This window comes from Plantibacter sp. MCCC 1A11337 (assembly GCF_013349365.1).
In the GTDB taxonomy this organism is placed as follows: domain Bacteria; phylum Actinomycetota; class Actinomycetes; order Actinomycetales; family Microbacteriaceae; genus Plantibacter; species Plantibacter flavus_A.
This window is the reverse complement of sequence record NZ_JABJWX010000001.1, coordinates 727,285-750,581: the sequence shown is the minus strand read 5'-3', so window position 1 is coordinate 750,581 and position 23,297 is coordinate 727,285. Positions and strand designations below refer to the sequence as shown.

Sequence of the window (23,297 nt, the reverse complement as noted above, 5' to 3'; positions counted from 1 at the left end):
CTGAGCCGTTGAGTCCGCGCCCAGGAGAACCGCGTAGGGTCGGGCAGGTGAATCCGTCCTCCGGGCGACTGGCCTCCCTCGACGGAGTCCGTGGTGTCGCCAGCGTCGTCGTGGTGCTCTACCACGTGTCGTTGCTCGCACGACCCTTCGCGACGGGCCGGATCTCGGAGCCCGCCTGGGACATCGCGACCGAGACGCCACTCAAGCTGCTCTTCGCCGGCACCGAGGCCGTGCAGGTGTTCTTCGTCCTCAGCGGTCTCGTCGTCGCGCTGCCGCTGTTGCGAGGCGGCGCGAGCTGGCCGGGGTTCTTCGCCGCCCGATTCGTGCGGCTCTACCTCCCCGTGTGGGGATCGCTGCTGTTCGCCGCAGCCCTCATCCTCCTCATTCCGAGGGACCCGGCGTCGGTGACCACCGGTGAGTGGATCGCGAACGCGAACGCGACGAGTGTCGACCCGCTGCACCTCCTGAGAGAGGCCACCCTGACGCCGGCGAGCTACACGCTGGTGAACACCCTGTGGTCGCTGCGCTGGGAGCTGATCTTCACGCTCCTCCTCCCGATCGCCGTCCTCCTCGCTCGGTTGCTGCGCCGCTGGGCGTGGCCGGTCGCCGCACTGATGTCCGTGATCATGGTGCTCGGACGGGTCGCGGGACTGGACGCCGCCGTGTACCTGCCGGCGTTCTTCATCGGTACGCTGATCGCCGTCAGGCTCGACGACCTCCGAGCCTGGGCTGCGGATCGGTCCCGCCCGCTGCAATGGGCGTTGCTCACGGGCGGGTCCGCGCTCCTGCTCGTCGCGAGCTGGCTCTCCCGACCGTTCGTCGAATCCTCATCGACGCTCGGTCAGGCGCTCTGGGGCCTGTCGGGTGTGGGCGCGGCCGGCCTCATCGTCGTCGCCATCGGAAGCCCCTTCGCCCGTCGGCTCCTCGAGGCGCCGACGGTCCTCTGGCTCGGGAAGGTGTCCTTCAGTCTGTACCTCGTGCACGCCCCGATCCTGGCCACACTCGCCTTCTCGTTCGGAGACGAGCGTTGGTGGCTGGTCGGGATCGTCGGTGTCCCACTGAGCCTGCTGGTCGCCGCCGGGTTCTTCCAGCTCGTCGAGCGTCCGTCCCACGGCCTGGCGCGCAGCGTCGGTCGGGGGGTACAGGCGGGGGTCGCTGCGGTGCGTTCCCGGATGCTCAGCCGACGCGAGGGACGAGCGCGTTCCGCTTCTTCCGGCGAGCGGCCGCGTGCAACTCCTGAGCCCACCGACGGGTGACGGCCTCGTCGTCGTACTGCTCTGCGGTCGCCCTGGCGTGCTGACGCATCGCATCCACCTCGCCCTCGGGGAGCGACAGGAGGCGTTCGATGGCGGCTGACACGACGGCCGGTTCCGCGGACGGCACGAGGAACCCGTTCCAACCGTCGCGGACGATGTCGGCCGGCCCGTACGGTACGTCGACGACGATGGGGAGACACCCGGCCGCCATCGCCTCGATGAGCACGAGTGGGAAGCCCTCGGAGGTCGAGGTCATGACGAGGAACGAACCCGAGCCGAGCTGCTGCCGGGCCGAGCGGTCGTAACCGTGGAGGACGACGCGGTGGTCCGGGTCCTCGGCGGCGAGGAGCGTCTGCAACTCGTCGAGCAGTTCGCCGCCGCCGTAGACGTCGAGCGTCGGGGGAGGCCCGTCCACCGGGGTGGTGGCGAGGACGGCGCGGATCGCGTTCGCCGGCCGTTTCCGGGCCGTGAGCGAACCGAGGAACATGCCGCGGCTGCGAGGCCGAGGTGCACGCGCGACGTCCGGTGCGACGAGTTCGCGCGAGTTCGGGATGACCCCGAGCGAGGCGTGCTCGCCGAGCATGGTCGTCACGTCCGCGAGCTGGCGATCGCTGAGGAGGGCGACGAGGTCGAAGTCGTCGAGCGCCTCGAACACCGCTCGCCGTGACTCCCGCAGCCGACCGTGTGGTCGTTCCGTACCCTGGAGGTGCGAGGCGTGGACGACATGCGCGGTGACGACGTTGCGCTTCCGGTAGCTCAGGACGAACGGGGCGATGGTCTTGCTGTCGACGATCATCCAGGCCGGAGCGCCCGCGGTGAGCGTGTCGAACCAGGCGCGGTACAGGGACCAGATGCGCCCCCAGGACCGGACGGGACGGCTCTGGTCGTCGCAGAGGACCACGGACCGGCCGCCCTTGACACCCCGCTCGCGCGTGTCGCGGCGGTCGGACAGGAGCAGGGTGCCGTCGGTCCGGTAGACGTCCACCTGCAGGATCTGACCGGACTCGTCATGTCGCTCGCGGCTGAGGACCACGTCGCCGCGGCGTCGTTCCACGCTGCCGTCCTCCAGGGGGAGCGGGGTGAACCCGTGGCGGGCCAGGTCGAGGGACCCACCCGGCAGGGGGTTGTCGCGCAGCCAGTCCCAGAGGTTGACGACCCGGAGGCCGTCGATCAGGTCTCCTCGCGTGCGCAGCCGTGCCTCCAACTCGGGGTAGTCCGCGCGGTGGTCGAAGGTGAGGACGTCGACGGGGGTGTCGGCCAATCGGATGAACGCGCGCGAGCGCTGGAGCATCGCCTCCGTCATGCCGCCGAAGTCGTCCGACAGACCCCAGGTCACCGCGAAGTGGCGGCCTTCCGGGAAGGGCTTCTGGGGACGGCGCAGGAATGGAAGTCTCACCCTCCGACGGTACGCGATGGACCTGGAGGGATGCCGCATCCGGACCGGCCCGGTCGGCGCTGAGCCCGAGCGCGCCGAGGGTGGTCAGGGACGCTGTTCGGGCCCGTCCGGGTCGACCGTCTCGCTGCCGGCCGCATCGCCGCCGGCCTCGATGGCCAGGTGCTTGCGGCGACGGAACACCTGGTCGCGGACCTTCCCGAGGCCGGACCGGCCGGAGACGGCCCGCATCCGTGGCTCGAGGTCGAGGGGGACGACGAACGGCGCCGGTCCGAACGCCTGGCGAGCGGCACGGACGACCTGTCGGCCGAGCATGTGATTGCCGATGCCGCCGACGGCAGCTCCGACGCCGAAGGGCAGTGCTTTGCCGATGACGCCGGCGCTGCCGCTCGCCGCGAAGTGCTTCACGAAGCGCACCCGCAACTGGTCGGCGACGGGGCCCACGATCATGGACGGCAGACCCTGGGTGATCGTCTGGCCCCAGAACGCCTGCCGGGGGATGCCCTTCCCGGCCGCCTGGGATCCGAAGTTCCGCAGGAGGTCGGTTCCGGCCTTGCCGAGCATCATGGTCATGACGAGCGCGCGGGATCGCATCGGATCGGCCAGGGCGATGCCGTGGACCTCGGTGACCGACTGGGCGAACAGGGCGGTCGCCTCGAGGAACCCCGCCGTCTCGACACCGGAGAGCGCAAGGGTCGTCGCCGTCCCGATCGCCGGGACGACGGCGGTCGCGCCCACAGCGGCTCCCGTCGTCGTCACCGTCGTGAGGTACCGGCGCTCCAGGACACGGATGAGCTGGTCCGCCGTCGCGTTCGGGTACATCCGCCGGATCGACCGGATGTGTGCCACGACCACCGGTCGCTGGACCCAGAGCAGTCGGTCGAGCGCCCGCACCCATCCCGGCTCAGGCAGCATGGGCTGCTGTGCTGCGGCGGTGGGGAACTGGGCGGGACCCGGAACGGGTCCCGGCTGCGGTCCGGTCATGACGGCCTCCTCGTGGGCGGGGCGGCCAGTCTACGTCGACCCACTGCGGGTCGACTGACGCTTGCTGGCAGGCCTCAGCTGTTGTAGTCGGCGTTGTAGCGGTCGAGCACGTCGTCGATCGGCGCGTCGAGCACGAGCGCCCCCTTGTCGAGGTAGAGCCCCCTCGTGCAGAAGCGTCGGAGGTCCTTCTCGTTGTGCGAGACGAAGAACAGGGTGCGCCCGCCATCGAGGAGTTCCTCGATGCGCCGGTAGCACTTCTCGCGGAACGCGCGGTCGCCGACGGCGAGGACCTCGTCGACGAGGATGATCGGCTCCTCGAGCTGCGCGATCACCGCGAAGGCGATGCGGACCTTCATGCCGCTCGAGAGATGCTTGTACGGGGTGTCCACGAAGTCGGCGATCTCGGCGAAGGCGATGATGTCGTCGAACCGTCCGTCGATCTCGCGCCGGGACATGCCGTGGAGGCCGGCCGTCAGGTACACGTTGTCGCGGACCGTCAGGTCGTTGACGAAGCCGCCGGTGATCTCGATGAGCGGCGCGACACCCTCGTGCACGCCGATGGTGCCCTCATCGGGCAGGACGACGCCCGCGACGAGCTTGAGCAGCGTCGACTTGCCCTGACCGTTCCGTCCGACGACGCCGATGGCCTCGCCGGGGGCGACATCGAAGGAGACGTGGCGCAGGGGCCAGAACTCACCCGGCTTCGAGCGTCGGTCGCGTCCGGCGAAGAGGTCCTTGAAACTCCGCCGACCGCCACGGTTGCGCCGGAACCGGATCCCTGCGTCGGCCACCGAGATCGCCGGCCGAGCGGCGGTTGCGTTGCCTGTGGGCATCAGATCTCCTTCAGCACGGAGCGCTCGCAGCGCTTGAAGACGAGGAGACCGACCGCGAGGATGACCGTGGACATGGCGGCGGACACACCCACGAGGTGCCAGTTGAGCTCCTGTGGGAAGAACGCGGAACGGTACAGCGCGAAGATCCCGCTGAGCGGGTTGAACGCCGCGAAGGGCTCGATCCTGTCGGGCAGCGCCGTCGTGCTGTAGATGATCGGCGTCGCGTAGAACATGAACCGCAGGACGAGCTTGACGGCGCGCTCGAGATCGCGGAAGAACACGACGAGTGGGGCGACGATCAGGCAGAGCCCGATGGTCAGGACGGCTTGGATGACGATGGCGAGCGGGAACAGCACGATGTCGAGGTTGACCTGCGCGCCGCTGAAGATCGCGAACGCCGCGAGGACCGGGAGCGCAGCGAGGAACTCGATGCCCTTCGACAGCACGATCCGGTTCACCCAGATGGTCCGGGGGATCGTCGTCGAACGCACGAGTTTCGCCTCGCGCAGGAAGGCGCGGGTGCTGTCGGACACCGATCCGGTGAACCACATCCATGGCAGCAGTGCCGCGAGGAGGAACACGATGTAGGGTTCCTCGCCGACGTCGCGCCGGAACACCTGCGTGAAGACGAACCAGTAGATCCCACTCATGACGAGGGGGTCGAGGATGGACCACACGTAGCCGAGCGCGCTCGTCGAGTAGCGCACGCGCAGGTCTCGGACCGTCAGGATCCAGAGCGCGTGGCGGTACCTCGCCGATCGCGACATCCTTGGCCGCGTCTCAGCTGAAGAACTCACGTGACCAACCTTATCGAGGTGACGCAGGAACGCCGCCCGCGACGCTCAGCGTCGGGACGGCGTTCGTGTGCGATGTGGACGGGGACCTCAGACGAAGAGGTTCGCGCGCTCGAGGTCCTCGGCGAAGTCGACCTCGACCGCGTAGAGGTCGGAGATGTCGACCGGCTCGACGAGCATGCCCTCGCGCTCGATGGCGAGCTCGATGCCGCGCTCGAAGTAGTCCTGGTCGCCGACCTTGGTCAGGTAGCGGTGGAGCATCGTCTTGTCCTGCGACGAGATGTAGTTGATGCCCACGGCCTCGCCCAGCCCGCCGACGACGGTCTTCGAGAGCTCCTTGATGTAGCCCTCGGCGCTCGTCGTGTACTTGACCTCCTCCTCGGACACCTTGGAGGTGTTGACGGTCACGAACGAACGGTCTTTGGCGATCATCGCGGCAGCGCGGTCGAGGACGGCGGGGTCGAAGACGACGTCGCCGTTCATCCAGAGCACGCCGCCGGCCTGAGACGCCGCGAGGGCACGCATGAGGCTCTTCGAGGTGTTGGTCTGGTCGTACTGCTCGTTGTAGACGAAGGAGGCGTCGGGGAACGCTTCGATGATGTGCTCGAGCTTGTAGCCAACGACGATCGTCACCTTGGCGCTCGCTCCGAACGCGTGGTGGATGTTGTCGAACTGCTGCTGCATGATGGTGCGGCCGTCGCTGAGCTCGGTCAGGGGCTTGGGAAGCGAGCGGCCGAGACGGCTGCCCATCCCCGCGGCAAGGATCACTACCTGGGTGGTCACGTTGTTCTCCTCAGTGTGGGTATGGAATCACGCGGTGCCACGATGCTGTGGACGATTCACCGAGGATTAACCAAGACGTGCATTGAAAGACACTCCGTTATGCCAAAATACAGGCTAGCCGCGGTGAACTCCGTCTGTCAGGGGTTCCCAGGGTCCGTTGTCGTTTTGTGATCGACCACCCGGCGTTTACACAGCTTGGGGGAGATGTGTCAACCGTTCATCCTGAGACTCCGCTGTCCGCTGCGGCCGCCGCTGTTGGTAGGTTTGCTTGGTGACTTCCACGACTCCGCCAGATCCCGCTCAGCAGCCGGCGCCTGCCGACGGCACGCCGACGAGTCCGGGCACGCCGAACACCGCCGACGCCACCGGCGCTCCTGCGCCGTCGACCGCTTCCGACGATCAGGCCGCTGCGGCGCCGACGGCACCGAAGCGCGCACCCCGCTCGACGACGCCTCGGGCTGCCGGAACGGCGAAGGCCCCGGCGAAGCGGCCGAGCACGCCCCGCACCCGCACCACGTCGGCGAGCGAGACCTCGGGGGAGCCCGGGGACGCCACGAAGCCGGCACCCAAGACGACCACGGCACGCTCGACGACCGCTCGGACCTCGACGGCGAAGACCACGGCCACCAAGTCGACGACGGCGCGCACCACTACCGCGAAGCGCACGCCCGCGAAGTCGGCTGCTGCAGCTGCCGATGCTCCGGAAGCCACTGCGTCGGCCGAGACGAGCACCACCCCGAAGACGCCCCGGTCGACGACCGCGCGCACCACCGCCGCGAAGCCGGCGACCAGGGCCGCCGGCGCCAAGACGACCACCGCCCGCACCTCGACGACGAAGTCCACGACGGCCCGGACGCCGGCCAAGCGCACGCCGGCGCGCACCAGCGTCGCGAAGCAGCCCGAACAGACGGCCGCCGCAGCCGCCGGCGTGCTCGACGAGGTCAGCGCACCGGGATCGGTCGAACGGCCGACGACGTCGACGCCCTCCGAGCAGCCTTCCCCTGAGGTCGTCGACCGGATCGCCGTCGAGGAGCCTCGGGCCGACGCCACGCAGACCGAGACCCCGGCGACCACGTCATCCATCGCCGAGGAGGCTGTGGACGACACGGCCCGGCAGGCGACGCCGGCACCGTCGGGGTCAGTATCGGTGGCGCCTCCGGGGGAGGAGGCCGTCACTCCGGCTGCAGCACCGAAGCGTCCTGCCGGCCGTCCCGCGCCGACACCGTCGTCCGCCGCCACCTCGTCACCCGCCGCGACGCCGCAGCGCAGCGAGGCCGACGGCGATGGCGCCCATCCCGTCGTCCTGTCGATCTCGGGACTCGTCAAGCAGTTCGGCGACACGGTCGCGGTGGACGGCGTCGACCTCGAGGTCCGACGTGGCTCGTTCTACGGCATCGTCGGGCCGAACGGCGCCGGCAAGACGACCACCCTGTCCATGGTCACGGGTCTCCTCCGTCCCGACGCAGGGTCCATCACGGTCCAGGGCGTCGACGTCTGGCAGGATCCCGCCGAAGCCAAGCGGGCGATCGGCGTGCTGCCCGACCGGCTGCGGCTCTTCGACCGCCTGACCGGCAGCCAGCTCTTGTACTACTCCGGCGTCCTGCGGGGGCTCGACCCCGCGACCGTCAAGTCACGGACCACCGATCTGGCTCGTGCCTTCGGTCTCGACGACGCGCTCGGCCGTCTCGTCTCCGACTACTCGGCGGGCATGACGAAGAAGATCGCGTTGGCGGCCGCACTCATCCATTCGCCGCGTGTCCTCATCCTCGACGAGCCGTTCGAATCGGTCGATCCGGTCTCCGCGGCGAACGTCATCGAGATCCTCCAGCGGTACGTCGCCAACGGCGGGACCGTCGTGCTCTCGAGCCACGGCATGGACTTCATCCAGCGCGTGTGCGATCACGTGGCCATCATCGTGCAGGGCAAGGTGCTGGCCGCCGGGTCCGTCGACGAGGTGCGCGGAACGGGCACGCTCGAGGAGCGGTTCGTCGAGCTCGCCGGGGGCCGCAAGTCGGCAGAGGGAATGGAATGGTTGCACAGCTTCTCCGACTGAAACTGCAGCTGACGCTCAACGCGTTCCGCCGCAGCCCCTGGCGACTGGTCGGGCTCGTCCTCGCGATCGCGGTCGGCGTGTGGATCGTCGTGCTCGCGAGCACCGGTCTCGTCGCACTGCGCGGTGGTGATCCGGAGGTCACCCGCAACCTGCTCGTGCTGGCCGGGTCGGCCGTCGTGCTGGGGTTCATCATCCTGCCGCTCGTCTTCGGTGTCGACGATCAGCTGGATCCTCGGGCGTTCTCCCTCTTCGGGCTGCCCAACCGCACGCTGTCCGCCGGCTTGCTCGTGGCGGCGCTCGTGTCGGTCCCGTCGCTCGTCCTCGCCGTCCTCGCGGCCTCCTCGGTGGTCACCTGGTCGCGGTCGCCGTTGCCCGCCGTGCTCGCCGTGGTCTCCGCCGTCCTCGGCGTGCTGCTCTGCGCGCTCCTGGCCCGCATCGCCACCTCGATCTCCGCGAGCCTCCTCGCGACGCGCCGCGCCAAGGAGGTCATGGGTGTCCTCGGGTTGGTGCTCATCATCGCCGTGGCCCCGGCGATCATCGCCCTCACCACCGTGGACTGGCAGCGCGACGGATTCGCCGTCCTCGGACGGGTCGCGGACATCCTCAGCTGGACCCCGCTCGGCGCCGTGTGGTCGTTCCCCGGCGACGCAGCACTCGGTGGAATCGCGCCGGCGATCGTCAAGCTGCTGCTCACCGCGGCGACCATCGCCCTGCTCTGGTTCGCCTGGCAGGCGTTCGTCGCGCGACTGCTCGTGGCGCCGGAGCGCCTCGGCACTGGCCGCGACAGCACCGGCCTGGGCTGGTTCGACCTGCTCCCCGGTTCCCCGTCCGGAGCCATCGCCGCTCGGAGCATGACCTACTGGCTGCGCGACCCACGGTACCTCGTCTCCCTCGTGATCATCCCGATCGCGCCCTTCATCTTCTTCGTGCCCATGCTGGTCGCCGGCATCCCGATGAACGTCCTCGCACTCGTCCCGCTCCCGGTCGTCTGCTGGTTCCTCGGCTGGCTCCTGCACAACGACCTCGCCTTCGATTCGACCGCGGTCTGGTTGCACGTCGCCTCGGGGGTCCGCGGACGATCGGATCGGATCGGCAGACTCTTCCCCGTGCTCCTCATCGGCATCCCGCTCATCGCGGTCGGGTCGACGCTGAGCATCCTGTTCTACGGCGACTGGGACGCCCTGCCGTCGATGATCGGGGTGAGCACGTGCCTGCTGTTCAGCGGTGCCGGTATCGCGAGCTTCGTGTCCGCACGGTTCCCGTACCCGACGTCGCTTCCCGGCGACAGCCCGTTCCAGCAGCCGCAGGTTCCGGGAAGCAGCGGTCTGTCCGCGCAGTTCCTGAGCCTGCTCGGCACCGTGCTGCTCACGATTCCGGCCGGCTGGCTGGCGGTGCTCGGGCTCACCGGTGAGCCGAACTGGAACTTCGGGGCACTCGCGGTCGGCGCGGGTACGGGCATCCTGGTCCTCGCGATCGGGATCTTCGCCGGCGGTCGCGTCTTCGACCGCCGCAGCCCTGAGATCGTCGGCTTCGCCAGCTCGCACTGACCCGATGTCGGCGACCGGATCGGCCCGCAGGAGACCCGGGTGCCGTCCGGCGGTACCATGGAGCCATGGCGCAGCATGACAGCACGAAGCAGCAGATGAGCACGATCGATCCCGGTGGCACTCCCGACGGTGGGAGCACGGCGATCATGGATCGTGAGCTCGAGGAGCTGATCGAGAGCGAGAACATCGAGCCCGGTGATCACGAGCGCTTCTCGCACTACGTCAAGAAGGAGAAGATCCTCGAATCGGCGTTGAGCGGCAAGCCGGTCAAGGCGCTCTGCGGCAAGAAGTGGACGCCGGGTCGCGACCCCGAGAAGTTCCCGATCTGCCCGGCCTGCAAGGAGATCTACGAGAAGCTCCTCCGCGACTGACGCTGGAGCGCACCGCGGCCGACGCTGAGACGCGTCGCCTCGGTCAGCCTTCGAGGTAGACGGTCGGGAGCACGGGGTCGCCGCGGGTGAGGCTGACGGCCCGGGGTGGCAGTTCCGCCACCGCCTGTGCCCGGTGTTCCCTGGCCTGACGCGTGCCTGCAGCACCGAGGTACGGCTCGTCCACGAGTCCGCCTTCGACGAGCTGGACCATCAAGGGGCGTTCCGAGGCGGCGTCGGCCGCACCCTCGTGTTCGCCGGCCGGACCGTCGCCGAGGTAGATGCGCTCCTCGCGGGCGACCCCGTGCCGGTCGTAGGCGCGCGCAGCGGTCTTGCGGCCGCCGACGGTCGCCTTCTCGGCCGACTTCTTCGCGACGCTGATCCAGTCGCCCTGGTCGTCGCGGTGCGCCACGAGCTTGTAGACCATGCCCATGGCGGGGGAGCCGGAGCCGGTGACGACGGAGGTGCCGACGCCGTAGGAGTCGACCGGGGATGCGGCCAGGGCGGCGACGGCGTGCTCGTCGAGGTCGTTGGTGACCGTGATGCGGGTCGACGTGGCGCCGAGCTCGTCGAGGAGGCGGCGGACCTGGTCGACGACGATCGGCAGATCGCCGGAGTCGATGCGCACGGCTCCGAGCTCCGGGCCCGCGAGGCGCACGCCCAGTCGCACGGCCTCCTCGATGTCGTAGGTGTCGACGAGCAGCGTGGTCCCGGCACCCATCGTGTCGATCTGGGCTCGGAAGGCGTCCTCCTCGGAGTCGTGCAGGAGGGTGAAGGAGTGCGCGGCCGTCCCCATCGTCGGGATGCCCCAGCTGCGTCCGGCCTCGAGGTTCGAGGTGGCGCTGAAGCCGGCGATGTACGCCGCCCGGGCTGCGGCGATGGCCGACCGTTCGCCCGTCCGACGGGAGCCCATCTCGGCCAGGGGACGGCTGCCAGCCGCAGAGGTCATGCGGGCGGCAGCCGTGGCGACGGCGCTGTCGTAGTTGAACACGCTGAGCGCCAGCGTCTCGAGGATGACGGCCTCGGCGAACGTGCCCTCCACGACCAGGATCGGCGAACCGGGGAAGAAGACCTCGCCCTCGCGGTAGCCCCAGATCGATCCCGAGAAGCGGTAGTCGGCGAGCCAGTCGAGCGCCGTCGTGCTGACGACGCGCTCCTCGCGCAGCCACTCGAGTTCCGATTCACCGAAGCGGAAGTGCTTGAGCAGTTCGAGGAAGCGGCCCGTGCCGGCCACGACGCCGTAGCGGCGGCCGCCGGAGAGGCGTCTGGCGAAGAGCTCGAACAGGCACTCCCGATCCGCGGTGCCGCGGTGAAGGGCGGCATCCAGCATCGTGAGTTCGTATCGGTCGGTGAGGAGAGCTGAGGACTCGTGCACCTGTTCAGCCTAGCCGCGAGCGTGCTCGGAACGTGGTGATCGGTCGGTCAGCGACGTCCATCGGCAGGGGCGGTAGGCTGGGTCATCGTGAACGACGCACCCATCGGCATCTTCGACTCCGGCGTCGGCGGACTCACGGTGGCGCGAGCGGTCAGCGATCAGCTCCCCGCCGAGTCCGTGATCTACATCGGCGACACGGCTCACTCGCCCTACGGTCCGAAGCCCATCGCCGACGTGCGGCGCTACTCGCTCGAGGTCCTCGACTCGCTCGTCGACCAGGGCGTGAAGATGCTGGTGATCGCCTGCAACACCGCATCGGCGGCCATGCTCCGCGATGCCCGAGAACGCTATTCGGTCCCCGTGGTCGAGGTGATCCAGCCCGCTGTGCGGACCGCGGTCCGGAGCACGAGGAACGGGCGCATCGGCGTCATCGGGACCGAGGGGACGATCAACTCGCGGGCGTATCAGGACCTGTTCGAGGTCAATCCCGAGCTGACGGTGTTCGGCCAGGCCTGCCCCCGGTTCGTCGAGTTCGTGGAGGCCGGCGTCACGACCGGCCCCGACCTCCTCGAGGCGGCGGAGGAGTACCTGGCCCCGCTCCGGCACGCCGGCGTCGACACCGTCGTCCTCGGGTGCACCCACTACCCCTTCCTCAAGGGCGCGATCAGCTACGTGATGGGTCCGCAGGTGTCGCTCGTCTCGAGCGACACCGAGACCGCGAACGACGTCTACCGCGTACTCGTCACCCGCGACCTGTTGCGCGACAGCAGCGAACCCGCCACCCACCGGTACGAGGCGACCGGGAGCAGCGCCGACGACTTCATCGCCCTCGCCAACCGTCTGATGGGTCGGGAGATCTCCACCGTCTCGCTCGTCCAGACCGGCGTGATCGACCTTCCATCCCACCAGTTCGAGGAGCACATCCATGAGTGACATCGCGCGCGCCGACGGCCGCACCAACGACCAGCTGCGTCCCATCACGATCGAGCGCGGCTGGAGCGAGCAGGCCGAAGGGTCGGCACTCATCAGCTTCGGCCGGACGAAGGTCCTCTGCACGGCCTCGTTCACCAACGGCGTGCCGCGTTGGCTCAACGGCAAGGGTCGCGGCTGGGTCACAGCGGAGTACGCGATGCTGCCCCGTTCGACCAACGAGCGCATGGACCGTGAAGCGGTCAAGGGCAAGATCGGCGGTCGTACCCACGAGATCTCGCGACTCATCGGTCGGAGCCTCCGCGCCGTGATCGACACCAAGGCCCTCGGCGAGAACACGATCGTCATCGACTGCGACGTCCTGCAGGCGGACGGTGGCACCCGTACGGCGGCGATCACCGGCGCCTACGTCGCCCTCGCCGATGCGATCGAGTGGGCGCGCGGCAAGAAGTTCATCTCGCAGAAGGCTTCGCCCCTCACCGACAGCGTCTCGGCCGTCTCGGTCGGGATCATCGACGGTGTGCCCATGCTCGACCTCGCCTACGTCGAGGACGTGCGCGCCGAGACCGACATGAACGTCGTCGTCACCGGCGGCGGATCGTTCGTCGAGGTGCAGGGGACGGCCGAGGGTGCGCCGTTCGACCGTCGCGAGCTCGACTCCCTGCTCGACCTCGCCGTCGGTGGCGCGGCGTCGCTCAAGGCCATCCAGTTCGAGGCCCTCGGACGCTGATGGGCGTCGAGATCGTCCTCGCGACGCACAACCAGCACAAGGTCGAGGAGTTCCAGCGGCTCGTCAGCCGCGACGTCCCCGGGATCACGGTCCTCGCCTACGACGGTCCGGAGCCTGTCGAGGACGGCACGACCTTCAGCGAGAACGCGTTGATCAAGGCGCGGGTCGCCGCCGCCCACACCGGCTCCATCGCCCTCGCCGACGATTCCGGCATCGGCGTCGAGATCCTGGGTGGATCGCCGGGTATCTTCTCGGCGCGCTGGGCCGGCTCGCAGCACGACTCGACCGCGAACCTCGCCCTCCTCCTCGATCAGCTGCGGGACGTGCACGAGGAGCATCGTGCCGCCTGGTTCGCCTGCCACCTCGCCCTCGTGGTGCCGCCGGGGATCGACGGAATGGCCCCGTTCGAGCACGTCGCCGTCGGCACGTGGCGTGGAGCCCTCGCGACGGAGCCGAGCGGGACGAACGGCTTCGGCTACGACCCGGCGTTCATCCCGGATGGTGAGCGACGGACGGCCGCGGAACTGTCACCGGCTGAGAAGAACGAGCTGAGCCACCGCGCGCTCGCCTTCCGGGCACTCGTCCCGGTGCTGCACCGGCTCGTGCCCGAGGGGCCCGCGTCGACCGCCAGCTGAGCATGATACTCAGGACCATTCCTATCTCGGCATGAACCCTTCCGCGGGCGCTGGGAAGCTCCTACGGTTGATGCATCATGGGTCACGATCACGCACACGCCGGCACCGCCAACCGCAGGAGACTCGCGGTGGCGATCGCCATCATCGCGACCGTCCTCGTGGTCGAACTCTTCGGTGCCTGGGTGAGCGGTTCGCTGTCCCTCCTCGCCGACGCCGGGCACATGCTGTCCGACCTCACCGGGCTGGTCATCGCGCTCGTCGCCACGATCGTGGCCGCGCGCCCGGCCACCGATCGCCAGACCTTCGGGTATCAGCGCGCGGAGGTGTTCGGCGCGCTCATCAACGCGCTCATCCTGATCGCCGTCGCGGTGTCGGTCCTCATCGAGGGGGTGTCCCGCCTCGTCGACTCGGTGGACGCGGAGGTCAAGAGCCTTCCGATGTTGATCGTCGCCGTCATCGGTCTCGTCGCGAACCTCGTCGCCCTCCAGGTGCTGCGCGGCGGCCGTGACACGTCGATCAACATGCGCGGCGCGTACCTCGAGGTCCTCGGCGACCTCCTCGGTTCGATCGCCGTGATCATCGCCGCGGTCGTCATCATGCTGACGGGCTTCGCTCAGGCCGACGCGATCGCTTCGCTCGCGATCGCCGCGATGATCGTGCCGCGGGCGTGGTCGTTGCTCCGCGACGTCGTCCACGTCCTCAGCGAGTCCGCGCCGTCCGACACGGACGTGCAGGAGATCCGGGACCACCTGCTCGGCACCGACGGGGTCGTCGCCGTCCACGACGTCCACGTCTGGCAGATCACGTCCGGCCAGCCGGTCTTCTCGGCCCACGTCGTCGCCCGGCAGGAGGTGTTCGCCGACGGTGGCACGGGGGAGCTGCTCGACCGTCTCGGTTCGTGCCTCCACGACCACTTCGACGTCGAGCACTCGACCTTCCAGCTGGAGCCCGAGGAACACGCCTCCCACGAGGAGTCGCACCACCGCTGACGCGCGGGGCGGGCCCGATTGTGGCGACCGCTCGCGCGAGCGGCGCCACCGGCGATCAGACCGTTTCGTTCCCGCGGTCGCGCTTGAAGACGTCCTGGTCGGCGAGCTTCGAAGCCGCGGCCCGACGCTCCTCCTCGGTGATGGTGCCCTGCAGCGCCTTCGCCTTCCGGCTCGACTGGATGTAGTGCCAGGTGGTCGGGATGAGGGTGAGGACGACAGCTCCGATGAGGATGACGTCGATGTAGTTCTGCACGAAGGTGGCGACCGGAGGGATGTATCCGAGCAGGTAGCCGAAGAAGGTGAGTCCTGCGCCCCAGATGAGCGCGCCGATGAGGTTGTAGAGCGAGTACTTCTTGTAGTTCATGTGGCCGATGCCGGCAGCGACCGGGGCGAAGGTCCGGACGATCGGGACGAAGCGCGCCAGGATGACCGCGAGGGCGCCGAAGCGCTCGAAGAAGGCGTTCGTCCGCTCGACGTTCTTGATGCTGAAGAGACCGGACTCCTTGCGTTCGAACACCTTCGGCCCGAGTTTGTGCCCGATGAGGTACCCGACCTCGCCGCCGAGGAACGCCGAGAACCCGATCGCGAGGCAGACCCACCAGATGTCGATCTCAATGACGCGGGCGGAGCCGAACGCGAGGAGACCGGTGATGACCAGCAGGGTGTCGCCGGGGAGCAGGAATCCGACGAGGAGGCCGGTTTCGGCGAACACGATCGCGCAGACCACGACGAGGGCCCAGGGACCGACGGCGGTGATGATGCCCTCCGGGTCGAGCCAGGGGATGAGGGCGGTGTGGACCATGCGGAGCTCCTGCTGTCGGGGGAGGGATGGAACGGCGTACGACGATGTCGCGTGCGGGAGAAGGGACTTGAACCCTCACGCTCGAAAGCACAGGAACCTAAATCCTGCGTGTCTGCCAATTCCACCACTCCCGCGGCCCGCTCAGTCTACGGGAGCGAGGTCGGGAACGTCCTGAGCTTCGGGGAGGAGGCACGGACAGCGGAGCCCGGGTCGGCCCGTGTATGCTCGGCTCCATGCGAACGACGTGTGCAACGAGCTGGTGGCCCGCCTCCTAGGCGGACCGCTCACGTGCACACACGACGACTCGACCGCCTGACAGGGCGGTCGTTCTCGTTCGGAGGCCCTGTCGGATCGGTCCCAGCCTGAGGACACCACCATGACCACCCTGCTCCACCGCGTGCTGCACGCCGGCCCCGATTTCCCGTTCGCGGTGCTCCGCCGACACGGCAGCGACACCGTCGACCTCTACACGGGTGAGGTCGTCGACGTCGAGTCGCTCGCCGACATCCCGCTCGGAGCCACCGGCGACGACCACCAGCCCGAGGTCCTCACGCTCGTGCCCTATCGCCAGGTACGCGAGCGCGGTTTCGCGGCGATGGACGACGGCGCCCCGCTGCGCTGCCTCGTGGTGAGCGAGCGTGAGACGGTGACGCTCGACGACATGCTCGAGCGACTCCCCGCCGACGCGGTCCCGCTGGTCGACGGCGGGTTCGACGTCTCCGACGAGGACTACGCGTCGATCGTGCGCCGCGTCATCGAGGACGAGATCGGACGCGGCGAGGGCGCCAACTTCGTCATCCGGCGCGAGTTCACCGCGACGACCGAGGTGCCGGCCGAGCGCGCGGTCCTCGCCTGGTTGCGGGCACTCCTGTCGGGGGAGACCGGCGCCTACTGGACGTTCGCCGTGCACACCCCCGGCGTCTCGATGGCCGGTGCGACGCCCGAGCGCCACGTCGCGGTCGCCCGCGATGCTTCGACCGGTGAACGCACCGTCACCATGAACCCCATCAGCGGCACCTTCCGCCACCCGCGCTCCGGCGCGACGGGCGACGACTTCCGCGCGTTCCTCGGCGACGTCAAGGAGACCGAGGAACTCTTCATGGTCGTCGACGAGGAGATGAAGATGATGAGCCGGGTGTGCGCCTCCGGTGGACGCATCCTCGGCCCCTGCGTCAAGCAGATGTCGCGCCTCACCCACACCGAGTACCTGCTCGCCGGGACGAGCGAGCTCGACGTCCGCGAGGTCCTGCGGTTGACGATGTTCGCACCGACGGTCACCGGCTCGCCCATGCAGAACGCGTGCTCGGTCATCGCCCGCCACGAGCGGAACGCGCGCGGCTACTACTCCGGCGTGCTCGCGCTGTTCACCCCGGTGGGCGACGGCGACTACGAACTCGACGCACCGATCCTCATCCGCACCGCCTACGTCGACGACGCCGGCCTCGTCCGCGTGCCCGCCGGTGCGACGCTCGTCCGTCATTCGGATCCCGAGTCGGAGGTGGCCGAGACGGCGGCGAAGGCGGCCGGCGTGTTGACCGCTCTGGGCGTCATGGCGCCCGCCGAGCTCGGCCCGACCGTCGACCTCGCGGCGGAGCCGGGCGTACAGGACGCGCTCCGAGCGCGGAACGAGCGGTTGGCGTCCTTCTGGTTGCAGCCGCAGCACCCGGCGCCCGTCGGTTCACTGTCGGGCCGTACCGCGGTCATCGTCGACGCCGAGGACGAGTTCACCGCGATGCTCGCCCACCAGCTGCGCCACTTCGGGATGACCGTCAGCGTGGAGCACTGGTCGGCGGTGACCGACGCACTCGTGGACGTCGACCTCCTCGTCGCCGGCCCGGGTCCGGGCGACCCGCTCGACCTCGCCGACCCGCGGGTCCGCCGGATGCACGAGATCGTGTCGGCGCGCCTCGCCGCCGGAGCGCCACTGCTCGCCGTCTGCCTGAGCCATCAGGTGCTGGCGATCCAGCTCGGGCTGCCGATCGAACGCCTCGACGCGCCCCGTCAGGGGCTGCAGCTCGACCTGGACCTCTTCGGCGAGCAGTCGTTGATCGGGTTCTACAACACCTTTACCGCACGGCTGGCGGGTGAGGCTCCGGTCGGTGGGGTCGAGATCGCCGCCGATGCGGCGTCGGGCGACGTGTTCGCGATGCGCGGTCGCGGGTTCGCGTCGGTCCAGGGGCACCTCGAGTCGGTGCTGTCGCGCGACGGGCTCCGCACCCTCGGGTCGCTCGCGGGCCATGCGCTCGCGGGTGTCGCATCCGGGCGATCGACTGCCGCCGTCGGCTCCTGAGCGTCATGCGCCGCCTGGACGGTCGGTGATGCCGACCGCCCAGGCGAGGTGCCGGGCTGGGCAGCCGGTCAGGCGTCCGCCTGGTCCAGCGTCGTGAACGGCGTGACGTCGGCCAGCTGCGGTCCGAGGCCGATGTCGATGAGGCGGACGTCGCCGGCGTAGGCCGAGCCGGGTGGGATGAGCAGCCCGGCCTTCACCGCGCCGAAGGTGACCGTGACCTCCGCCGGCAGGACGGCACCCTCGGGGACGCTTCCCTCGTCGGGATCGATGCCGCTCGGGACGTCCACGGCGACGACGGTCGGCCCGCCCGCGCTCTGCACGACCGGTAGGACCGCCTCGACGATCGCCTTCGGCGCACCGCGCAGGGTGGGGTTCCGGCTTGCGCCGATGCCGAAGACGGCATCGACGACGAGCGCGGCGCCCTTGGCCTCGTCGGCGGTGTCGTCCGGCTCGGCGGGGGAGTTCATGAGGAAGCGGACGCCGGCCTCGTTGGCGGCGGCGTAACCCGCCTCATGGGCGTGGTCACCGGTCCTGGCCACGACGAGGTCGAGTGGGATGTCGTCCGGACCGGTCGTGCCGGCGAGTTCCGCCGCTGCGAAGAGGGCGTCACCGCCGTTGTCGCCTGATCCGACGAGCAGCAGGATCTTCCAGAGGTCGGGTGCTTCGCCCTCGAGGCCCTCCGCGCGGTCGGCGAGGACCGCCCGCAGTTCTTCGGCGAGTCCGTGGGCGGCTCGCGCCATGAGCGGTTCCCCGGCTTTCAGGAGTGGTGCCTCTGCGGCTCGGACCTGGTCTGCGGTGTAGCCGTTGATCATGGCGCCCACTCTTCCGGCTCGCGTCGACCGCCGCAAGCGGTTGCGATCGGGGACCGGCACCGGAACAGCCGGCGGATCGACCGGTTCAGGCGAGTTCGAGTCGGATGTCCGGGTGGCCGGCGAAGACCTCGAGGAGCAGGTCGAAGTAGGTCTTGCCGCGGCCGGCGTCGAGGTCGTCGAGCTGCGTGGTGATCCGCGCCGTGTCGAACGGCGCGCCCCGCTCGAGCTTCTCCTGCAGCCACGCGCGGGTGGCCGTGACGCCGAGGGCGGTGCGACTCGCGTCGTGGTCAGTCCAGACGAAGTGCACGTCCTCGAGATCGCGGAGCGCACCGATTCCGCCATAGAGGACGTCGTCGAGGGCGTCGAGGCTCGGGCCGAGATCCCAGTCCTCGTCCTGCATCACGAGCTCGTTCATCACCGCGTAGAACGAGGCGATGTCGTGGATGCGGGAGCCGTCGATGCGGAAGGTGGTCGGCACGGTTCCCGAGCCTAGTGACCACTCAGTCACGGGTCGAGCAGGTGGTGCTGTGGATAACTTCTGCGGGGTGTGGCCGGTGTTCGTCAGGATGGCCGCATGGGGACAGCGGCGGAGATCATCACGGCGCGCGTGCGCGACCGGGTGCGCGAGGAGTTCGGGGAGCCGGGTCGGCGTGGGGGAGCCGGGCGGATCGCTCGCGAGGAGGTGCGTCGCTACAACGAGCGGGCGTTGAACGACACGACGCCGCTGATCGACGATGAGCACGGGATGACGAGCGAGGTGCTCGCCGCGGTGACGGGGTTCGGTGCGATCCAGCCGTTGCTGGACGATCCGGGTGTCGAGGAGATCTGGATCAACGAGCCGACGAAGGTGTTCGTCGCCCGTGGTGGGATGTCGGAGCTCACGGACGTGGTCCTCGGCGAAGGTGACGTCCGCGACCTCGTGGAGCGGATGCTGCGCGCCACCGGTCGACGGGTCGACCTCGCGAACCCGTTCGTCGACGCCTCGCTTCCGGACGGCTCGCGGCTGCACGTCGTCATCCCCGACGTCACGCGACGGCACATGTCCATCAACATCCGCAAGTTCTCCGCGCGGATCCGCGACCTCGGTCAGCTCGTGGCCGCCGGGTCGATCAGCTACCAGGCCGCCGAGTTCCTCCGCGCCAGCATGACCGCGGGGGCGAACCTGCTCGTGTCCGGCGCGACCCAGGCCGGTAAGACCACGATGCTCGGCGCCCTCATCGCGGCGCTGGACCCAGCCCTCCGCATCGTCACCGTCGAGGAGACCTTCGAGCTCGCGCCGGGCAACCGCGACGTCGTCGCGATGCAGTGCCGGCAGGCCAGTCTCGAGGGCACGGGAGAGATCACGCTGCGTCGGCTCATCAAGGAAGCGCTCCGGATGCGGCCGGACCGCATCGTCGTCGGCGAGGTCCGGGAGGCGGAGAGCCTCGACCTCCTGATCGCCCTCAACAGCGGACTGCCCGGGCTCTGCAGTATCCACGCGAACTCCGCGCGCGACGCGATCGGCAAACTCTGCACGCTGCCACTGCTCGCGGGTCGGAACATCGACTCGGGGTTCGTACGCCCGGCCGTCGCGTCCTGTGTCGACCTCGTCGTGCACTGCGAGCTCGACCGGTCCGGACGCCGACGGGTGGCGGAGATCATCGCGGTCGGCGGGAGCGGGGAGTCCCACACGATCGAGGCTTCCACCCTCTTCGAGCAGCGCGACGGAGAGCTCCGCGCGACCGGTCGCTTCCCGCTGAACGACGCGAAGTACCGGGCGGCCGGGATCTCGCTCGCCTCGATCCTCGCCGTCGGCGAGCGATGAGTCTCGTCGTCGGAGCGGTCCTCGCCGCAGGGCTCCTCCTCACCGTCGCCCCCTGGTGGTGGCCGGACCCTGAGCCACTGCGCGACACCCTGGAGCGATGGCGGCCGGTCGCTGCGCTCCGCGAACTCCTGATCCTGGCCGGTCTGCCCGGTCGGTACTGGGCGGCCGCCATCGTGGTCTCCGTCCTCGCCGGTCTCGTCTCCGGCGCGGTGGTCCAGGCGCTCTGCCGGGTCCTGCCGTTGAGCGCCGTCGTCGCCGTCGCAGGACTCGTCGCCCCGGTGATCGTGCTCCGAGCCCGCGCCACCTCTCGACGTCGCCTGCAGCGGGAACTGTGGCCGGATGTCGTGGACCACCTGTTGTCCGCGATCCGGTCAGGGCTCTCGCTCCCGGATGCGGTGGCCGCGCTCGACACCGTCGGACCCGCACCGCTCCGCCCGGCGTTCGCCGCGTTCAGTGCCGACTACCGGGCTGCCGGCCGCTTCGCCGACGGCATCGACGACCTGAAGACCGCGCTCGCCGACCCTGTCGCGGACCGCATCCTCGAGACGGTGCGCATGGCCCGCGACGTCGGAGGCACGGAACTGCCGGCGGTGCTCCGAGCGCTGTCCGCGGGGCTGCGCGAGGAGTCGGCCATCCGAGCCGAGGCCGAGGCGCGACAGTCCTGGGGGGTGAACGCCGCGAAGCTGGGCGTCGCAGCACCCTGGGCGATCCTCCTGCTCCTGTCGTCCCGGCCGGAGGCGTCCGCCGCCTACAACTCCCGGGAAGGAGCGGTCCTGATCATCGCCGGCGTTGTGGTCTCCGCCCTCGCCTACCAGGCGATGCTCCGCGTCGGACGCCGCCAGCCCGAACGACGGTGGTTCCGGTGAGTGCCGACGGAGCGTGGGCGCTCAGCCTCGGAGCCGTGCTCGGGGTCGGTCTCTGGGCGCTCGCGATGCTCCTGCCGGCACTCGGACGACCGCGGCTCGCGGACCGCATCGCCCCCTACGTCGCCGACCTCTCCAGCGACGCCCGGTCACAAGCCGCGCGCCGCTCGACCGACCCGCTACCGGTCCTCGGGACCCTGCTGGTGCCGGTCCTCCGCGCCCTTCGATGGTCGCTCGGCCTGGTCGGCGCCGATCAGGAACTCGTCATCCGTCGATTGGGTCAAGCCGGCGGACCGACGCTCGAGCGGTACCGACTACTGCAAGTCCTGTGGGGGCTCGGCGGCTTCGCGGTCGCCGCGGCGCTCGCCGTGTTCTCCTTCAGCAACGGACGACTGGCGCTCCCGTTCGCAGCACCGCTCCCCGCGGTCGGGGCGGTGGCCGGAATCGTCCTCCGCGACCAGCTGCTGGCACTCGCCGCCAGTCGCCGCCTCGCGCGGATCGAGGAGGAGCTGCCGACGGTGCTCGAGTTCCTCAGTCTGAGTCTCGCGGCGGGCGAGGCAATCACGGACGCCATGGACCGCGTGGCGCGCATCGGGTCCAGCGGGGAGCTCGGCAGGGAGTTCCGCCGGGTGATGGCGGACGTCTCCACCGGTATCCCGTTCGCCACTGCACTCCGGCAGTTCGAGGCACGACTCGCGATGCCGATGCTGTCGCGATGCGTCGACCAGATCCTGGGCGCGCTCGAACGAGGCACACCGGTCGCAGCCGTGCTCCTCGACCACGCACACGACGGACGCGACATCGCCAAACGCCGTCTCCTCGAATCCGCCGGGAAGAAAGAGGTCGCGATGCTCGTGCCCCTCGTCTTCCTCATCCTGCCCCTGTCCATCATCATCGCCGTCTTCCCCGGAGTGTTCGTGCTCCGGACCGGCTTCTGACGAAAGGTTCCACATGTCCTCCCCCTCCTTCCTCGACCGCACGCTTCGCCGGAGTCGCGCCCTCCTCGCCGAGGAGCGCGGCGACGTCCCCGGCTGGGTCCTCATCACGCTCATGACGGCCGGGCTCGTCCTCCTCATCTGGGGTGTCGCGGGCCCGGCACTCACGCAGGTGTTCGAACAGGCCATCGACCGTGTCTCCGGCATCTGAGCCTGAGATCGGCGGATGGAAGCGGCGGCTCGTGCGCGGCGAGGACGGATCAGCCGTCGCCGAGTTCGTGTTCGTCGGAGCGATCCTCACCGTCCTGATGATGTCCGTGGTCCAGCTCGCGCTCGCCCTCCACGTCCGGAACACGCTCATCGACGCGGCGGCGGAGGGTGCTCGGTTCGGCGCACTGGCCGACACCGAGCTGCTCGATGGTGCCGAACGAGCACGACAGCTCATCGCCGTCGCCGTGGGGGAGGGCTACACCGGTGATGTCAGCACCACACTGGCCGAACAGCGCGGAGTCGGCATCGTCACCGTGACCGTCCGCGCACCGCTTCCGGTCGTGGGCTTGATCGGACTGCCCGGCGTCCTGGAGGTGGAGGGTCATGCGGTCCTCGAGACACTCGAATGATGAGCTGCGTCACCGACCGACCCCACTGGACGACGACGGATCGGCCTCCCTCGAGTTCATCACCGTCGGTCTGGTCCTCCTCGTGCCGATCGTCTATCTCATCGTCGCGCTCGCCGAGGTGCAGGCCGCAGTACTCGCGGCTGACGGGGCTGCGGCGCAGGCGGCGAAACTCTACGCGCGGGCCGACGACGACGCCACGGGTCGCGACCGCGTCGAGGACTCGCTCGCACTCGCACTGGGCGACTTCGGGCTCGACCGGTCCCAGTCGTCCGTCACCCTCGACTGTGCACCAGCCGGTCTCCCGTGCGGGCAGCGCGGCGGTGCCGTCACGGTCACCGTCGACATCCTCGTCGTCCTGCCGCTGATGCCCGAGATCGTCGGCGTCCAGGCCGCGGTCCCCGTGACCGGCGCCGCCACGGCACCGATCTCCCGGTTCGATGACCGGTTCGGCGAGGCGGAATGAGGGTGCCGGGCGGAGGCCGATGTCCGGACGTCGGCGAG

The 23,297-nt window shown here is 69.6% G+C and carries 25 protein-coding genes and 1 tRNA gene; 15 read left to right on the top strand and 11 right to left on the bottom strand.

Translation table 11 applies throughout. The features are described 5' to 3' along the window. Positions 1-47 precede the first annotated feature (47 nt). Entirely contained in the window at positions 48-1,256 is a 1,209-nt protein-coding gene (locus HOW07_RS03485) for an acyltransferase (RefSeq protein WP_175116097.1), read from the top strand. Here the strand turns inward: HOW07_RS03485 and HOW07_RS19760 are convergent. From HOW07_RS19760 to HOW07_RS19280, 6 genes are all read right to left on the bottom strand, one after another. Next, a complete protein-coding gene (locus HOW07_RS19760; protein WP_175116096.1) occupies positions 1,177-2,652 on the bottom strand; it encodes a glycosyltransferase in 1,476 nt (491 codons plus the stop codon). The genes HOW07_RS03485 and HOW07_RS19760 overlap by 80 nt on opposite strands. Before the next feature lie 84 nt (positions 2,653-2,736). Next, positions 2,737-3,633, bottom strand: coding sequence for a hypothetical protein (locus HOW07_RS03475; protein ID WP_175116095.1), 897 nt, complete (start codon positions 3,631-3,633; stop codon positions 2,737-2,739). A 74-nt stretch (positions 3,634-3,707) separates the two neighbouring features. Further along, positions 3,708-4,466 (bottom strand): ABC transporter ATP-binding protein, encoded by a 759-nt coding sequence (locus tag HOW07_RS03470; protein ID WP_064296198.1) that lies wholly within the window; start codon positions 4,464-4,466, stop codon positions 3,708-3,710. After that, entirely contained in the window at positions 4,466-5,233 is a 768-nt protein-coding gene (locus HOW07_RS03465; RefSeq protein ID WP_064296199.1) for an ABC transporter permease, read from the bottom strand. Before HOW07_RS03465 ends, HOW07_RS03470 begins: the two co-directional genes overlap by 1 nt. Before the next feature lie 117 nt (positions 5,234-5,350). Next, the gene (locus HOW07_RS03460) at positions 5,351-6,043 is read right to left on the bottom strand and encodes a phosphocholine cytidylyltransferase family protein (RefSeq protein WP_175116094.1); all 693 of its coding nucleotides are present in this window, start codon (positions 6,041-6,043) and stop codon (positions 5,351-5,353) included. Between the two features lie 399 nt (positions 6,044-6,442). Beyond that, on the bottom strand, positions 6,443-7,126 hold the full coding sequence (locus HOW07_RS19280; protein WP_175115782.1) for a hypothetical protein: 684 nt from the start codon (positions 7,124-7,126) through the stop codon (positions 6,443-6,445). 13 nt (positions 7,127-7,139) lie between these two features. Here HOW07_RS19280 and HOW07_RS19275 point away from each other — a divergent pair, with 13 nt between their 5' ends. The 3 genes from HOW07_RS19275 to HOW07_RS03440 all read left to right on the top strand — a co-directional run bounded on the left by HOW07_RS19275 (position 7,140) and on the right by HOW07_RS03440 (position 10,014). Further along, positions 7,140-8,096, top strand: a complete 957-nt coding sequence (locus HOW07_RS19275) for an ABC transporter ATP-binding protein (protein WP_371743565.1) — start codon at positions 7,140-7,142, stop codon at positions 8,094-8,096. Continuing rightward, positions 8,072-9,643 (top strand): hypothetical protein, encoded by a 1,572-nt coding sequence (locus tag HOW07_RS03445; protein WP_175116093.1) that lies wholly within the window; start codon positions 8,072-8,074, stop codon positions 9,641-9,643. Before HOW07_RS19275 ends, HOW07_RS03445 begins: the two co-directional genes overlap by 25 nt. A 95-nt stretch (positions 9,644-9,738) precedes the next feature. Beyond that, entirely contained in the window at positions 9,739-10,014 is a 276-nt protein-coding gene (locus HOW07_RS03440; RefSeq protein WP_064296346.1) for a DUF3039 domain-containing protein, read from the top strand. 43 nt (positions 10,015-10,057) lie between these two features. Here the strand turns inward: HOW07_RS03440 and HOW07_RS03435 are convergent, their stop codons facing one another. Beyond that, positions 10,058-11,386: a nicotinate phosphoribosyltransferase gene (locus HOW07_RS03435; RefSeq protein ID WP_175116092.1), complete on the bottom strand. Its 1,329-nt coding sequence runs from the start codon at positions 11,384-11,386 to the stop codon at positions 10,058-10,060. 87 nt (positions 11,387-11,473) lie between these two features. Here HOW07_RS03435 and murI point away from each other — a divergent pair, with 87 nt between their 5' ends. The 4 genes from murI (at position 11,474) to HOW07_RS03415 (ending at position 14,670) form a co-directional block, all read left to right on the top strand. Next, positions 11,474-12,319: a glutamate racemase gene (murI, locus tag HOW07_RS03430; RefSeq protein WP_071260977.1), complete on the top strand. Its 846-nt coding sequence runs from the start codon at positions 11,474-11,476 to the stop codon at positions 12,317-12,319. Continuing rightward, complete coding sequence (gene rph / locus HOW07_RS03425; RefSeq protein WP_064296204.1) at positions 12,312-13,046, top strand: ribonuclease PH; 735 nt, start codon at positions 12,312-12,314, stop codon at positions 13,044-13,046. The genes murI and rph overlap by 8 nt, the downstream gene beginning before the upstream one ends. Then, positions 13,046-13,681: an RdgB/HAM1 family non-canonical purine NTP pyrophosphatase gene (rdgB, locus tag HOW07_RS03420; protein ID WP_175116091.1), complete on the top strand. Its 636-nt coding sequence runs from the start codon at positions 13,046-13,048 to the stop codon at positions 13,679-13,681. The genes rph and rdgB overlap by 1 nt, the downstream gene beginning before the upstream one ends. A gap of 77 nt (positions 13,682-13,758) precedes the next feature. Continuing rightward, the gene (locus tag HOW07_RS03415; RefSeq protein WP_175116090.1) at positions 13,759-14,670 is read left to right on the top strand and encodes a cation diffusion facilitator family transporter; all 912 of its coding nucleotides are present in this window, start codon (positions 13,759-13,761) and stop codon (positions 14,668-14,670) included. A gap of 55 nt (positions 14,671-14,725) precedes the next feature. Here HOW07_RS03415 and HOW07_RS03410 read toward each other — a convergent pair whose 3' ends face one another. Together HOW07_RS03410 and HOW07_RS03405 are read right to left on the bottom strand one after the other, a co-directional pair. After that, positions 14,726-15,472, bottom strand: coding sequence for a DedA family protein (locus HOW07_RS03410; protein ID WP_175116089.1), 747 nt, complete (start codon positions 15,470-15,472; stop codon positions 14,726-14,728). A gap of 52 nt (positions 15,473-15,524) precedes the next feature. Further along, positions 15,525-15,606: transfer RNA gene (locus HOW07_RS03405), tRNA-Leu, on the bottom strand. 242 nt (positions 15,607-15,848) lie between these two features. Between HOW07_RS03405 and HOW07_RS03400 the strand changes: the two genes are divergently transcribed. Beyond that, positions 15,849-17,762 (top strand): anthranilate synthase family protein, encoded by a 1,914-nt coding sequence (locus HOW07_RS03400; protein WP_175116088.1) that lies wholly within the window; start codon positions 15,849-15,851, stop codon positions 17,760-17,762. A 68-nt stretch (positions 17,763-17,830) separates the two neighbouring features. On the opposite strand, the gene HOW07_RS03395 is transcribed toward HOW07_RS03400, so the two are convergent. Next, positions 17,831-18,574 carry an NAD(P)H-hydrate epimerase gene (locus HOW07_RS03395; protein WP_175116087.1) on the bottom strand — a complete coding sequence of 248 codons (744 nt, stop codon included), beginning with the start codon at positions 18,572-18,574 and terminating at the stop codon, positions 17,831-17,833. 85 nt (positions 18,575-18,659) lie between these two features. Continuing rightward, on the bottom strand, positions 18,660-19,052 hold the full coding sequence (locus HOW07_RS03390) for a barstar family protein (RefSeq protein ID WP_175116086.1): 393 nt from the start codon (positions 19,050-19,052) through the stop codon (positions 18,660-18,662). 96 nt (positions 19,053-19,148) lie between these two features. On the opposite strand from HOW07_RS03390, the gene HOW07_RS03385 reads away from it, so the two are divergent. The 6 genes from HOW07_RS03385 to HOW07_RS03360 are packed head-to-tail and all read left to right on the top strand — an operon-like array spanning position 19,149 to position 23,259. Next, positions 19,149-20,378: a CpaF family protein gene (locus HOW07_RS03385; RefSeq protein ID WP_175116085.1), complete on the top strand. Its 1,230-nt coding sequence runs from the start codon at positions 19,149-19,151 to the stop codon at positions 20,376-20,378. Then, the gene (locus tag HOW07_RS03380; protein ID WP_175116084.1) at positions 20,375-21,244 is read left to right on the top strand and encodes a type II secretion system F family protein; all 870 of its coding nucleotides are present in this window, start codon (positions 20,375-20,377) and stop codon (positions 21,242-21,244) included. Before HOW07_RS03385 ends, HOW07_RS03380 begins: the two co-directional genes overlap by 4 nt. Next, positions 21,241-22,179, top strand: a complete 939-nt coding sequence (locus tag HOW07_RS19615; protein ID WP_175116083.1) for a type II secretion system F family protein — start codon at positions 21,241-21,243, stop codon at positions 22,177-22,179. Before HOW07_RS03380 ends, HOW07_RS19615 begins: the two co-directional genes overlap by 4 nt. Positions 22,180-22,192: 13 nt before the next feature. Further along, positions 22,193-22,387: a hypothetical protein gene (locus HOW07_RS03370; protein WP_175116082.1), complete on the top strand. Its 195-nt coding sequence runs from the start codon at positions 22,193-22,195 to the stop codon at positions 22,385-22,387. Next, positions 22,371-22,796: a TadE/TadG family type IV pilus assembly protein gene (locus HOW07_RS03365; RefSeq protein WP_371743564.1), complete on the top strand. Its 426-nt coding sequence runs from the start codon at positions 22,371-22,373 to the stop codon at positions 22,794-22,796. Before HOW07_RS03370 ends, HOW07_RS03365 begins: the two co-directional genes overlap by 17 nt. Continuing rightward, complete coding sequence (locus HOW07_RS03360; protein ID WP_175116081.1) at positions 22,771-23,259, top strand: TadE family protein; 489 nt, start codon at positions 22,771-22,773, stop codon at positions 23,257-23,259. The genes HOW07_RS03365 and HOW07_RS03360 overlap by 26 nt, the downstream gene beginning before the upstream one ends. The last annotated feature ends 38 nt before the right edge of the window (positions 23,260-23,297 follow it).